Source organism: Cupriavidus sp. USMAHM13 (assembly GCF_001854285.1).
In the GTDB taxonomy this organism is placed as follows: domain Bacteria; phylum Pseudomonadota; class Gammaproteobacteria; order Burkholderiales; family Burkholderiaceae; genus Cupriavidus; species Cupriavidus malaysiensis.
In genome coordinates this window covers 2,160,571-2,174,242 of record NZ_CP017751.1, presented here as the reverse complement: position 1 = coordinate 2,174,242, position 13,672 = coordinate 2,160,571, and the positions used below count along the sequence as shown (strand labels likewise).

At 69.7% G+C, this 13,672-nt stretch carries 12 protein-coding genes; 5 read left to right on the top strand and 7 right to left on the bottom strand.

All coding sequences use genetic code 11. From position 1 onward, the window contains the following. The first annotated feature begins 71 nt into the window (after positions 1-71). The 3 genes from BKK81_RS09615 (at position 72) to prmB (ending at position 2,660) form a co-directional block, all read left to right on the top strand. Entirely contained in the window at positions 72-419 is a 348-nt protein-coding gene (locus BKK81_RS09615; RefSeq protein ID WP_071012411.1) for an ArsC family reductase, read from the top strand. Between the two features lie 147 nt (positions 420-566). Then, positions 567-1,718 carry a succinyl-diaminopimelate desuccinylase gene (gene dapE / locus BKK81_RS09610; RefSeq protein ID WP_071012409.1) on the top strand — a complete coding sequence of 384 codons (1,152 nt, stop codon included), beginning with the start codon at positions 567-569 and terminating at the stop codon, positions 1,716-1,718. A 48-nt stretch (positions 1,719-1,766) separates the two neighbouring features. Beyond that, positions 1,767-2,660: a 50S ribosomal protein L3 N(5)-glutamine methyltransferase gene (prmB, locus tag BKK81_RS09605; protein ID WP_071012407.1), complete on the top strand. Its 894-nt coding sequence runs from the start codon at positions 1,767-1,769 to the stop codon at positions 2,658-2,660. Between the two features lie 61 nt (positions 2,661-2,721). Here prmB and BKK81_RS09600 read toward each other — a convergent pair whose 3' ends face one another. Continuing rightward, positions 2,722-3,792, bottom strand: coding sequence for a M14 family metallopeptidase (locus BKK81_RS09600; protein WP_071016281.1), 1,071 nt, complete (start codon positions 3,790-3,792; stop codon positions 2,722-2,724). A 96-nt stretch (positions 3,793-3,888) separates the two neighbouring features. Beyond that, positions 3,889-4,695 (bottom strand): hypothetical protein, encoded by an 807-nt coding sequence (locus BKK81_RS09595; protein WP_071012405.1) that lies wholly within the window; start codon positions 4,693-4,695, stop codon positions 3,889-3,891. 197 nt (positions 4,696-4,892) lie between these two features. Between BKK81_RS09595 and BKK81_RS09590 the strand changes: the two genes are divergently transcribed. After that, positions 4,893-6,836: an ATP-binding cassette domain-containing protein gene (locus BKK81_RS09590; RefSeq protein WP_071012404.1), complete on the top strand. Its 1,944-nt coding sequence runs from the start codon at positions 4,893-4,895 to the stop codon at positions 6,834-6,836. 81 nt (positions 6,837-6,917) lie between these two features. Here the strand turns inward: BKK81_RS09590 and BKK81_RS09585 are convergent, their stop codons facing one another. From BKK81_RS09585 to alr, 4 genes are all read right to left on the bottom strand, one after another. Further along, positions 6,918-7,403 (bottom strand): disulfide bond formation protein B, encoded by a 486-nt coding sequence (locus BKK81_RS09585; RefSeq protein ID WP_071012402.1) that lies wholly within the window; start codon positions 7,401-7,403, stop codon positions 6,918-6,920. Between the two features lie 159 nt (positions 7,404-7,562). After that, a complete protein-coding gene (locus BKK81_RS09580) occupies positions 7,563-8,183 on the bottom strand; it encodes a GNAT family N-acetyltransferase (RefSeq protein ID WP_083384028.1) in 621 nt (206 codons plus the stop codon). Beyond that, complete coding sequence (gene radA, locus BKK81_RS09575; RefSeq protein ID WP_071012400.1) at positions 8,180-9,541, bottom strand: DNA repair protein RadA; 1,362 nt, start codon at positions 9,539-9,541, stop codon at positions 8,180-8,182. The genes BKK81_RS09580 and radA overlap by 4 nt, the downstream gene beginning before the upstream one ends. A 1-nt stretch (position 9,542) precedes the next feature. Further along, on the bottom strand, positions 9,543-10,664 hold the full coding sequence (gene alr, locus BKK81_RS09570) for an alanine racemase (RefSeq protein WP_071012398.1): 1,122 nt from the start codon (positions 10,662-10,664) through the stop codon (positions 9,543-9,545). A gap of 492 nt (positions 10,665-11,156) precedes the next feature. On the opposite strand from alr, the gene lplT reads away from it, so the two are divergent. Further along, on the top strand, positions 11,157-12,476 hold the full coding sequence (lplT, locus tag BKK81_RS09565; RefSeq protein WP_071012396.1) for a lysophospholipid transporter LplT: 1,320 nt from the start codon (positions 11,157-11,159) through the stop codon (positions 12,474-12,476). Positions 12,477-12,574: 98 nt separating this feature from the next. Here lplT and BKK81_RS09560 read toward each other — a convergent pair whose 3' ends face one another. Then, positions 12,575-13,648 (bottom strand): DUF1853 family protein, encoded by a 1,074-nt coding sequence (locus BKK81_RS09560; protein WP_335582864.1) that lies wholly within the window; start codon positions 13,646-13,648, stop codon positions 12,575-12,577. Positions 13,649-13,672 lie beyond the last annotated feature (24 nt).

Genomic DNA, 13,672 nt, shown 5'->3' with positions numbered 1-13,672 from the left:
GCCATCCCGCACGACCGGAGCCGGGCCACCCGCCCGGCTCCTTCCCCGCAATATCCGCTGAGGCAAGCTCCATGACCGTCCGGCTCTACGGCATCCCCAACTGCGACACCGTCAAGAAGGCCCGCACCTGGCTCGACGGCAACAGCGTCGCCTATTCCTTCCACGACTTCAAGAAGCAAGGGGTCAGCGAAGCCTTGCTGCGCGGCTGGCTCGCACAGGTTCCGCTCAGCGCCCTGCTCAACCGCAAGGGCACCACCTGGCGTGCGCTGTCGGACGCCGACAAGGCGCGCGCCGAGGACGAGGCCGGCGCCATCGCGCTGATGCAGCAGAGCCCCTCGCTGATCAAGCGCCCCGTGCTGGAACACGGCGGCAAGGTTGCCGTGGGCTTCAGCGCCGACCAGTACGCCACCCTGTTCTGAAACCGGCCGGGCCGGCGGCCTTGCCCTGCCGCCGGCCCCGACAGCGTCCGCCCGGCTGGGCGGCGCACAGGCGTAAACTAGTGCCCCGACCTGCCGCGCCGTGCGCGGCCCGTCGGGCGCCTCTGCCTCTAGCAAACGATTCACTCCATGACCACCACCCTCGCCCTCACCGAAGACCTGATCCGCCGCCGCTCCGTCACGCCGGCCGACGAAGGCTGCCAGGCCGTGCTGGAAAGCCGCCTGAAGGCGCTCGGCTTCCACTGCGAATCCATCGTCAGCGGCCCGGACGACTTCCGCGTCACCAACCTGTGGGCGGTGCGGCGCGGCAGCGCAGGCAAGGACGGCAAACTGCTGGTGTTCGCCGGCCACACCGACGTGGTGCCGACCGGCCCGCTGGAGCAGTGGCATTCCGACCCCTTCGCGCCGACCCATCGCGACGGCAAGCTCTACGGCCGCGGCGCCGCCGACATGAAGACCTCGATCGCGGGCTTCGTCGTCGCCGCCGAGGAGTTCATCCAGGCCCATCCCGCGCACACCGGCTCGATCGGCTTCCTGATCACCAGCGACGAGGAAGGCCCGGCTCACGATGGCACCGTCAAGGTGGTGGAGGCGCTGGCTGCGCGCGGCGAGCGCCTCGACTACTGCGTGGTCGGCGAGCCGACCTCGGTCGACGTGCTCGGCGACATGGTCAAGAACGGCCGCCGCGGCTCGCTCTCCGGCAAGCTGGTGGTCAAGGGCGTGCAAGGCCATATCGCCTATCCGCACCTGGCCCGCAACCCCATCCACCTGGCCGCGCCGGCATTGGCCGAACTGGTGGCCGAACGCTGGGACGAAGGCAACGAGTACTTCCCGCCCACCACCTGGCAGATGTCGAACATCCACGGCGGCACCGGCGCCACCAACGTGATCCCGGGCCAGGTGACCATCGACTTCAATTTCCGCTTCTCGACGGCGAGCACGCCCGACGGACTGAAGGCGCGCGTGCACGCCATCCTCGACCGCCACGGCCTGGACTATGAACTGGCCTGGACCCTCGGCGGCGAGCCCTTCCTGACGCCGCGCGGCGAGCTTTCCGAAGCGATGGCCGCGGCCATCGCCGCGGAAACGGGTGTCACCACCGAACTGTCGACCACCGGCGGCACCTCGGACGGCCGCTTCATCGCCAGGATCTGCCCGCAGGTGGTGGAATTCGGCCCGCCCAACGCCAGCATCCACAAGATCGACGAGCACGTGGAAGTCCGCTTCATCGAGCCGCTGAAGAATATCTACCGCGGTGTGCTGGAACGCCTGGTGGCCTGAGCCCCGGCAGCCCGCACCGCCTCCCCGCCCCTGACCGAGAACAAACCCATGGCAACTCCCTCCCCGCTGCGCACCGTACGCGACCTGCTGCGCCTGGCGGTCTCCCGCTTCAGCGCGGCCCAGCTGTCGTTCGGCCATGGCAGCGCCAATGCCTACGACGAAGCCGCCTACCTGGTCCTGCACACCCTGCACCTGCCGCTCGACACGCTCGACCCTTTCCTGGACGCGCGCCTGCTGCCAGAAGAGATCGACGCCGTGTTGGCGGTGATCGAGCGTCGCGTCACGGAGCGCGTGCCGGCCGCCTACATCACGCACGAGGCCTATATGCACGGCCTGCGCTTCTACGTCGACTCGCGCGTGATCGTGCCGCGCAGCTTCATCGGCGAACTGCTGCAGGACGGGCTGGAACCGTGGCTGGGCGAAGCCGATGACGTCGGCCCGGTGCTGGAGCTGTGCACCGGCTCGGGCTGCCTGCCGATCCTGGCGGCCCACGCCTGGCCGAACGCCCGCATCGACGCGGTCGACATCTCGCCGGACGCGCTGGCGGTGGCCCGCCGCAACGTGGCCGACTACAAGATGGCGGAGCGCATCCACCTGCATGAGGGCGATCTCTACGCCCCGCTGCCGCATGGCGCCACCTATGACGTCATCCTGAGCAATCCGCCCTACGTCAACGAGGCCTCGATGCAGGCACTGCCGGCCGAGTACCTGGCCGAGCCGCGCATCGCGCTGGCCGGTGGCGACGATGGCATGGACGTAGTGCGCCGCATCATCGCGGGTGCCAAGGCGCACCTCAACCCGGGCGGCGTGCTGGTGGTCGAGATCGGCAACGAGCGCGCCAACGTGGAAGCCGCCTTCCCCGACCTCGAAATCATCTGGCTGCCGGTCAGCGCCGGGGACGACCAGGTCTTCCTGCTGACCTACGACACGCTGCCGGGTTGAGCGGCCGTATCACGCGGATCCTCCGCCCCGCGCAGGGGCCCGCCGCGCTCCGGCGCCCGGCTCACCATCCGGCCAGCGCCCGCAGCGCCGCCTCGCGCACCTGCTCGAGCACGCCCGCGCGCCAGTCGTCGCTATCGCCGTAGAAGGCGCGCCACATGCCCTGCTGGATCAGCGTGCGCTGGCCCTGGTCGGCGTCCGGATGCAGGTGCAGCCAATGGTCGCCGCGCAGGGCCTCCAGCACCTCGCCGACCGGCAGCGTGCCGAACTCGAGCGCGATGCCGGCATAGTCGAGCGCGGGCAGCGTCTCGGGGATGGCCCGCCAGGCCATCCCCGTCAGGCTGGCCGAGGTGGACGAACCGTCGTGGATAGAGGTCACTTCCCTGCCCCAGATGGCACGCGCATTCGCCAGCTGGCGCGCGTCGTCCGGCCCCATGTAGATGGGCTCGCCATAACCCCACGGACCGAGCCCGGTGTGGATGTCCAGCCAGCGCAGGCTGGCGCGGCCGGCACCGAAGCGCGCCAGCAGCCGACGCAGCGTGTAGTTGCTCCAGGCCGGCTTGTGCCCGCCGAAGAACAGCCCGTCCGGAAACGCATACTGGCCCGCGCTGACCGCGGCCTGGAACCACGACAATCCCTTCTCCGCCACCATCCTGTGCAGGCTGGCTTCGTCTTCCTGCGATGCCGGCCAGTGCTCGGGCAAGAGCAGCGGCGCCAGCTCGGCGTAAGCGGCGTTCTCCGGCAGCGGCCGGCTGAAGTCGAGGAAGTTGCGGTTCAGGTCGACATTGTCCTCGTTGACCCGCCGCAGATGGGAAAAGCCGTAGGGATTGAGCGCGTGCACCAGCAGCAGCGCCGCATCCGCCGCGCGCGCGGCGGCGCACAAGCCGGCATCGCGCAGCAGCGTGACCTGCGCTCCCGCACCGCAGAAGCCCTCCACCCCGTGCATGCCCGAGCTGATCATCAGGCAGTGCCGGGCGGACGCCTCGCCGACCCAGGCCACGTCGATGGCCAAGGCCTCGCCGCGGGCACCGCGCTGCGTCGGGTGCGGGAACTCGGTCAGCGCCGCGCCCGCGTCGCGCGCGGCATCGAGGAATTTCTGTCTGGCTTCGGCATAGCTGCGGGAGAAGGCGGACATGGCGTCGACGGCGAGTGGCGGCTGGCTCTTCATTAGACGCCAAATCCCGGCGCGCTGCCACCCGCCGGCCACCCGCCGGCCACCCATCGGCCGCGGCTAGAAGCCGGGCAGCTCAGTCTGGCCGCGGGCCGGCTCCGGCGGCAGGAAGGCCGCCGGATGCAAGGCCAGTCCGGCGCTTTCGATCTGCGCCGGGGTCAGCATCAGGTGGCGTGCCAGCCAGTCCTCCAGCCCGCGCAGGAAGCGCTGCTCGGAGAGGCTGCGCGATTGCGCCATGCGCCAGCACAGCTTGGTATGCGCGGTGTAGACGTCGAGCAGGTTGGTGGTCTTCAGCTTGTACGGCGTGGCCGGGCCGCGCTCGATGGCAAGGATGCGCCGCGCCTGGGCCAGCTCCAGCCCGCCCTGGCGCAGATAGCGCTCATGCAGCTCCTCGAGCGCCGCATAGCGCACCGATGGCTGGATGCGCGGCACCGCCGCCACCTTGTCGATGCGCAGCACCAGATAGCGCTCCGCCTCGGCGCGCAGCAACGCTTCCTGCCGGTACCTTGCCTTGGCGCGCTGCACGGCCGACACGCGGCCGGCCACGGCCGGCGCCTGGCCCGGCGTGGGCTGGACGCCGGCGCGCGGCGTCGCCAGACCCGCATCGCGCGCCGTGTAGTCGGGCAGGCAGGCCAACGCATCCGCGTCCGCCACCACGGCCTGGGCGCAGTCCGGCGCGAACGGGTACTCCAGCCCCTGTGCATCGCGCATCACGATGGCGCGCCCGCCGGGCACGCCATGCGGGCGCCCGTCGCTGCCGGCGATGCCGGCATGGTCGGCCACGCCGGCCAGGGCGTGGCTGCAGCGGACCTCCGCCTCGACGAAATCCTTGCGCACGGGCGTCCAGCCCCTCTCCTTGCTGTGCATTGCCTGCTTGTCCTGCCGTCCTGCTGTGATGAAGGGCCGGGTTTCCCGCCCGGCCGAAGGCCGTATTGTCCCGCATCGGCATGCCGCGCGGAATCCCTCTGCCCGCTCGCGGCGCTGCACGGCAAGCGCCTGACGCTACAATGTCGGGTTGTTCGCCGGGGCACACGCCCCTCCCGAAGTCTTTCTCCGTCCCCCTCGTGATCCGAATCGACCAGCTTGTCCTCCAGCGCGGCACCAAGGTGCTGTTCGACCACAGCAGCGTGACCCTCAACCCCGGCGAGCGCGTCGGCCTGGTGGGCGCCAACGGCAGCGGCAAGTCCACGCTGTTCGCGCTGCTGCGCGGCGAACTCCATGCCGACGGCGGCGACATGGCGATCCCGCCCACCTGGCGCATCGCCCACGTGGCACAGGAAACGCCGGCGGTCTCGCGCAGTGCGCTGGACTACACCATCGACGGCGATACCCGCCTGCGCGACATCGAAGCGCAGATCGCGGCTGCCCAGGCCAGCGGTGATGGCAGCGCCGAAGCCGAGGGACATGCCGCCTATGCCGACGCCGACGGCTATACCGCCGCGGCGCGCGCCGAGACGCTGCTGCTGGGCCTGGGCTTCACGCTGGACCAGGTGGCGCAGCCGGTGGCGGACTTCTCCGGCGGCTGGCGCATGCGCCTGAACCTGGCGCAGGCGCTGATGTGCCCGTCCGACCTGCTGCTGCTCGACGAACCGACCAACCACCTGGACCTCGACGCCATCGTCTGGCTGGAAGACTGGCTCGCGCGCTATCCCGGCACGCTGGTCATGATCTCGCACGACCGCGAGTTCCTCGACGCCATCTGCACGGTCACCGTGCACATCGAGAACCAGCAGCTCAAGCGCTACGGCGGCAACTACACCTTCTTCGAGACGCAGCGCCTGCAGCAGATGGCGCAGCAGCAGGCCGCCTACGCACGCCAGCAGAAGCAGATCGCCCACCTCGAATCCTTCATCACCCGCTTCAAGGCCAAGGCCACCAAGGCACGCCAGGCGCAGAGCCGGGTCAAGGCGCTGGAGAAGATGGAGCGGCTCGCGCCGGTGCACGCGGCGGCGGGCTTCTCCTTTGAGTTCCGCGAGCCGGATGCCGCCCCCAACCCGATGATGCAGCTCGACGCGGTGGACTGCGGCTACCCGCCCGCAGACGGCGCCGAAGCGGCCAAGGTGATCCTGCGCGGGCTGACCTTGTCGATCCAGGGCGGCCAGCGCATCGGCCTGCTCGGCGCCAACGGCCAGGGCAAGTCGACGCTGGTGAAGACGCTGGCCGGCACCCAGGATGCGCTGGCCGGCACGCTGCGGCTCGGCAAGGGCCTGCAGATCGGCTATTTCGCCCAGCACCAGCTCGAGACCCTGCGCGACCATGACTCGCCGCTGCAGCACCTGGCGCGCCTGGCGCCCGACACGCGCGAGCAGGAGCTGCGCGACTTCCTCGGCAGCTTCAATTTCCGCGGCGACATGGCCACCGCGCCGATCGCGCCCTTCTCCGGCGGCGAAAAGGCACGCCTGGCGTTGTCGCTGATCGTCTGGCAGAAGCCCAACCTGCTGCTGCTCGACGAGCCGACCAACCACCTGGACCTCGACACTCGCGAGGCGCTGACCATGGCACTGGCCCAGTTCGAGGGCACCCTGATCGTGGTCTCGCACGACCGCCACCTGCTGCGCGCCACCACCGACCAGTTCATGCTGGTGGCCGAAGGCCGGCTCACGCCCTTCGACGGCGACCTCGACGACTATCGCGACTGGCTGCTGCAGCAGGCCGCCGCCAAGCGCAACGCCGCGCTGCCCGAGCGCGCGGTGGCCGCGGGCGAAGCGGCGCCGGCGGCGCTCAACCGCAAGGACCAGCGCCGCGCCGAAGCGGACGAGCGCCAGCGCCTGGCGCAGCTGCGCAAGCCGCTGACCAAGGAACTGGAGAAGGTGGAGAAGCGCATGGCCGAACTGCAGCAGGCCAAGGCGGAGATCGACGGCTTCCTGGCCGACGAGAACAGCTACGCGGAAGCGAACAAGGCCAAGCTGATGGCGATGCTCAAGCGCCAGGGCGAAGTCGAGGGCGAACTCGGCACGCTGGAAGAACGCTGGCTGGAACTGCAGGAGCAGATCGAGCAGATCACCTGAGTCCCGCCTGCCGCGCGGGAAGCGGACGCCCGCGCCGGAGCGCTTCCGGCACGGGCGTCCGGGACGGGAGCCGCGCGGAACTCAGCGGTAGTTCTTCTCGCGCCGGATCAGCCCGACCGCCAGCGTCAGGGTCAGGATCGCCAGCCAGATCAGCGACCATGCCGGGATCGACAGGCCGAAGATCGGCGGCAGCGGCGCGGTGCACAGGCCGTCCGAGAAGAACACCTGCGGCAACAGCTTGGCGGTGGGCAGCGCATTGACCCAGTTCTCCAGCGGATCGATACCGCACGAAGCCTTCGGATTCAGCAGCAGCGACACGTGGTAGCCAGCCACCGCGATGCCGGCCACGCCGGACAGCATGCCCAGCCCCTGCCACAGCGAGCGCGTGTTCTGCGCGACCGCTGCCAGCAGCGAGAAGCAGCCGATGGCGACAAAGGCGAAACGCTGCATCACGCACAGCGGACAAGGCTGGTAGCCCTCCACGTGCTGCAGGTAGAGCGCGTAGCCGACCAGTCCGAAGGAGATCACGGCGATCAGCAGGAAATAGGCGCGAGAATTGGCTTGCATGGAAGAAATAGAGGGGTCTGACAAAGCACGGAGCCGAGCCTGGCGCGGCAAGCGGATCACGCGCGCGTGAAGCGCATTATTACCGATTTTCGCGATACGGCGCGGCCGCGGGCGCGGCACACCGCGGTAGCGCTTGCGACAGATTGACGCACCCCCGCCTTACGCCTGCGGCACGGCGGCCTGATGCGCCAGCCACTCGCCGCGCGTGATGCGGTAGAGGCAATGGCGGCGCAGGGGACTGCCCTCGGCCACGGCCGGATGGTCGAAATCAGCGCCGCTGTCGCGCATGCCGATGCGCTCCATGACGCGGCGCGAGCGCTGGTTGGCAAGCACCGTGAAAGACACGATCGACGCCAGCCCCAGCACTTCAAAGCCGGCCCGCAGCGCGGCGGCCGCGGCCTCGCTGGCATAGCCCCTGCCCCAATGGGCGCGCGCCAGGCGCCAAGCCACCTCCACGCACGGCGCGCACGGCAGTGCGGCCGCCGGCACGTGCAGGCCGACCATGCCGACGAAGGCACCGTCCTCGCGCCGCTCCACCGCCCACGGGCCCCAGCCGTGCGCGGCGATCAGGCCCTGGCAGCGCTCCGCCATGGCGTCGCTGTCCGCGCGCGCCAGCGGCGCGGGAAAACAGCGCATGACCTCGGGATCGGCGTTGAGCGCGGCGAACGGCGCGCGGTCGGTGTCGCACCACTGGCGCAAGCGCAGCCGCGCCGTGGCCGGCTCCAGCAGCGCCGGCAGCACCGGCACGCCGGACGGGAGCACGTCGGCCGGCGCGCTCATTCGAGATGGCGCACGCGGTCGATGGCCTGCTCGATGCGCTCCACGGCGATCACCTCAAGGCCGTCGATCGGCTGGCGCGGCGCATTGGCCTTGGGAATCACCGCCTGCGTGAAGCCCAGCTTGGCGGCCTCCTTGAGGCGCTCCTGGCCGCGCGGGCTCGGCCGGATCTCGCCCGCCAGCCCGACCTCGCCGAACACCACCAGGCCGCGCGGCAGCGGCTTGTTGCGCATCGAGGAATGAATGGAAAGCAGCACCGCAAGGTCGGCCGCCGGCTCGGTGATCTTCACGCCGCCGACCGCGTTGAGGAAGACATCCTGGTCGAAGCAGGCAACGCCGGCGTGACGGTGCAGTACCGCGAGCAGCAGCGCCAGCCGGTTCTGTTCCAGGCCCACGGCGAGGCGGCGCGGATTGGGCACGTGGGCGGTATCGACCAGCGCCTGGATCTCGACCAGCAGCGGGCGCGTGCCCTCCTGCGTCACCAGCACGCAGGAACCGGGCACGGTCTGCTCGTGCTGAGACAGGAACAGCGCCGACGGGTTGCTGATGCCGCGCAGGCCGCGCTCGGTCATGGCGAACACGCCGAGCTCGTTGACCGCGCCGAAGCGGTTCTTGAAGGCGCGGATCAGGCGATGCGACGAATGCGTGTCGCCCTCGAAATACAGCACGGTATCGACGATATGCTCGAGCACGCGCGGACCGGCCAGGCTGCCCTCCTTGGTCACGTGGCCCACCAGGATAATGGTGGTGCCGCTGCTCTTGGCGATGCGCGTGAGCTGCGCCGCGCACTCGCGCACCTGCGCCACCGACCCGGGGGCCGAGGTCAGCGCCTCGGAGTACAGGGTCTGGATCGAATCGATCACCGCCACCTCGGGCCGCTCGGCCTCCAGCGTGGCCTGGATCTTCTCCAGTTGGATCTCCGCCAGCAGGCCGAGCGCCGGGCTTTCCACGCCCAGGCGCTGCGCCCGCAGCGCGATCTGGGCGCCTGACTCCTCGCCGCTGACATAGAGCACCGGGCGCTGGGCCGCGAGATTGGCCAGCGCCTGCAGCAGCAGCGTCGACTTGCCGATGCCCGGGTCGCCGCCGATCAGCACCACGCCGCCGGCCACCAGGCCACCGCCCAGCACGCGGTCGAACTCGTCGATGCCGCTGGAGAAACGCGGCACGTCGGCAGCCTCGATCTCCGCCAGCTTGCGCACCCTGGTCGACGCCGCGAGCGGCTGGAAGCGCTTGGCCGAAGCGCTTTCCGCCACGCTCTCCACCAGGGTGTTCCACTGCTGGCAGTGCGGGCACTGCCCCTGCCAGCGCGGCACGGTGCCGCCGCATTCGGTACACGTGTAGACCGTCTTGACCTTGGCCAACTCAGTCCCCCGTGTTGCCAGGCTGGTCCGGGGCGGTCAGCATCGCCACCGTGGTCGGCACGCGCGGCGCCAGCGCGCACATCAGCTCATAGCCGACCGTGCCGCTGGCCTCGGCCACGTCGTCGATCGGCAGGCCCTGTCCCCACAGCGTGACCGGCGAGCCGACGCGTGCCTTCGGGCAGGGCGTCAGGTCCACGCATAGCATGTCCATCGATACCCGTCCGACCAGGCGCGTGCGCACCCCGTCGACCAGCACCGGCGCCGGCTTGTCGCCCCAGCCGGCGGCGTGGCGCGGATAGCCATCGGCATAGCCGCAGGCGACCACGCCGACGCGCATGGGCCGCTCGGCCGTGTACAGCGAGCCATAGCCGACGGTGTCGCCCGGCTGCAGGTCCTGCACCGAGATGAGTTCGCTCTGCAAGGACATGGCAGGCTGCAGGCCCATGCCTTCGACGTCGGCCTGGCGCCCGGTGGGCGCCGCGCCGTACAGCATCACGCCCGGCCGCACCCAGGCACGGTGGGCCTTGGGGTGCCACAGGGTGGCCGCCGAGTTGGCCAGGCTGGCCTCGCCCGGCAAGTTGGCCGTGGCCGCATCGAAGACGGCCAACTGGTGCTCGATGCCGCGCGGGCTGTCGGCATCCGAAAAATGCGTCATGTGAACGATGGAGCCCACGCACGACAGGGCGCGCGCGCGCTCCCAGATGGTCCGGTACTGGTCGGGATGGAAACCCAGGCGGTTCATGCCGGTATTCATCTTGAGCTGCACCGCCAGCGGCCCCTTGGGCCGCGCCAGCTCGAGCATGCGCAGTTGCTCTTCGCTGTGCAGCACGGTGGTCAGGCGGTACTGCTCCAGCAGGGCCACGTCCTGCGGCTGGAAGATGCCTTCGAGCAGGAGCACCGGCCCCTGCCAGCCCAGGTCGCGCAGCAGCACCGCCTCGTCCAGGTCCAGCAGGCCGAAGCCGTCGGCGGCGCGCAGGCCGGCGAAGGCACGGCGGATGCCGTGGCCGTAGGCATTGGCCTTGATCACGGCCCAGATGCGGGAATCCGGCGCGCAGCGGCGCGCCACTTCGAGATTGTTGGCAAGCGCCGGCTGGTGGACGACGGCGTGAATCGGTCTTGGCATGAAATCGGCTACTCGAGCGTAGAGAACGGCACAAAACCACCGCCTCGAACACAGAAAACGACCGGGGCACACCGCGCATGCACCACATCGGGGATTACCCGGTCCGCGCGCGCTGCCGCTCCAGCGTTGATGAACGATATTTGAACACATTCGGATCGTGCGGCCGGGAATCGAATGGCTGCCAGGCTGTCAAACTGCCTTCCCGCCGATGCGCCGAAATGTCTTGTTTTCATGATATAAAGCCGGACGCTCCGGCCATGTTTCATTCCTGATGCAATATCGATGACGAACAGACGGACCGAACGGCGTTCCACCGCTGCACGCATGCATCACTTTGACATGCCGGCAGCGCCGGGTTCCCTGCCGACGACGGCCATTGCCCCGCGCATGCCGCCGGCCGGCCTGCGCGGCGCAGGCGGGGCAGGAGTCGCCGCCGGCCTGAGCGAGTTAGCGAACCGAAGCGAGACCAGCCATGGAGAGACAGTCCACAGTATGAAGAAGGGTTTCTACATCATCATGGCGGCGCAGTTCTTCTCTTCGCTGGCCGACAATGCATTGCTGATCGCCGCGATCGCCCTTCTTGCCGAGCTGCATTCCCCGCAGTGGATGACCCCCCTGCTCAAGCTGTTCTTCGTGCTGTCCTATGTGGTGCTGGCCGCCTTCGTGGGCGCCTTCGCCGACTCCATGCCCAAGGGCCGGGTGATGTTCATCACCAACACCATCAAGATCGCCGGCTGCGCCATCATGATGTTCGGCCTGCATCCGCTGCTGGCCTACGGCATCGTCGGCTTCGGCGCGGCGGCGTACTCTCCCGCCAAGTACGGCATCCTCACCGAACTGCTGCCGCCGGAAAAACTGGTGGCAGCCAACGGCTGGATCGAAGGACTGACGGTAGGCTCCATCATCCTCGGCACGGTGGTCGGCGGCGCGCTGATCTCCGTGCACATCTCGCAGCTGCTGCTGAGTATCGACGTGCCCTATGTCGATACGGGCATCACCACCCCGGCGGAAGCCGCGATGGTGGTCATCATGCTGTTCTACCTGGTTGCCACCATCTTCAACCTGTTCATCCCGGACACCGGGGCGCGCTATCCGCAGCAGGAAAAGAACCCGATCAAGCTGATCGCCGAATTCGGCGACTGCTTCATGGCTCTGTGGCGCGATAAGCTCGGCCAGATCAGCCTGGCCGTCACCACCCTGTTCTGGGGTGCCGGCGCCACCCTGCAGTTCATCGTGCTGAAGTGGGCGGAGAAATCGCTGGGCCTCAACCTGTCGCAGGGCGCCCTGCTGCAGGCCGTGGTCGCCGTCGGCGTGGCCGTGGGCGCCATGCTGGCGGCCATGCGCATCCCGCTGCGCAAGTCGCTCTCGGTACTGCCCTTCGGCGTCGCCATGGGCGCGGTGGTGATGCTGATGGCCTTCTACACCAAGGAGATGGTGCCGACCGTCACGCTCGACCTGCTTGGCATGCGCATGCCGCTGCACATGCTGATCGCCTACCTTTTCCTGATGGTGGTGGGTGGCATGTCGGGCTATTTCGTCGTGCCGATGAACGCCCTGCTGCAGCACCGCGGCCACGTGCTGCTGTCCGCCGGCCATTCGATCGCCGTGCAGAACTTCAACGAGAACGTCTCGGTACTGCTGATGCTTTGCCTGTACGCGCTGCTGGTCAAGCTGAACGTGCCCATCGGCGTGGTCATCGTCGCTTTCGGCATCTTCGTCTGCACCACCATGCTGATGGTGATGCGCCTGCACCGCTACAACGTCCGCACGTTCAACTCCCTGGCGATGATCGGGGAAGACAAGCACCATTGAAGCCGGCGGCGCGGCACCTTGGCAGTGCCCGCGCCAGCCCGGTCCGCCGCACGCCGGCCTTTCGGCCCGCCTTCTCCGCCGCCTCGGCGCCCGCAGCCCTAGTCGCGCAACGCGCCGGCCACGCTCCCCTGTGCCGCCGGTCCTCCGCCGGCCCGCAGGCGCGCCCGCTGCTCCCAATCCAGCGGCACCACGAAGCCACGCGACACCTCGCGCCACATGCCCGGCGCCTCGGCCCCTGCCGGCTCCAGTTCGCACACCATGACCGGCGATTCGCGCCGCCAATGCCGGTCCGCGCGCGGCTCGGCGAAGCGGCCGGCCAGCTCCTCCTGCAGGGTGGCCGCATCCAGCGTCTGCGCGGCGGACACCAGCGCGCCCGACAGCCACTGCGAGCGCGACAGGCGGCACCAGCGCGCGCCCGCCTGCCGGGCAGCCCAGCCGGACCACGAGGGCAGCGTCGACCACCATCCATGCAGATGGTCAGGCGCGAAGCCGGCGTCCTCGAGCCAGTCCGGGCGCCGGCCGTCGCGGTAGAACAGCCAGCCGAGCAGGTAGGCTTCGCTGCGGTCCGGTGCCTGGCCCAGCAGCGCCAGGGCTTCGGCGGAGCGGCCCAGCGGCAGTTGCCGGCGCACGGTGTGGTCCAGCTTGTCGGCCAGGCGGTCGACCAGGTTCGGACCGACGAAATGACGCAGGTGCGCGGCCTCATCGGCGTCGCAGAGATCTCCTGCGCCTTCCGCTTCGACCAGCAGGTAGAACTTGGCGGCCATCTCCCAGTGCACGATGGCGCCGTCGGCCCGGTCGCGCCAGACGAAGTCCAGTTCGCCCAGCGTCTGCACACCGCGCGCGGAAGCGCGCCGCACCGGCAGGTTGGCGGCCAGCAGTTCGAGTCCGGCGCAGCGTTCCAGCGCGAAATGCAACAGGCGCTCGGCATGGCGGCCCAGCCGCAGGCTGCGGCCATCGCGCTCGCCGGCGGCCAGTTCATCGATGGTAGGGGGAAGTCGTTCGGGATCGGCGGCCTGGAGCCAGCGCTCCCAGGCCGCCTGCGCCGCCACGGGCCAGCGCGCCGGCGTCGCGCCGCCGGGCCCGTCCGGCAGCCTCGCCAGCAACTGGGGCGACAAGGTGCACCAGGCCAGTTCGCGCAGCCGCCGCGACGGGCTGGCGCGCCAGAGCGGCACGCGCGCCGGCGTGCCGCCCGCTGC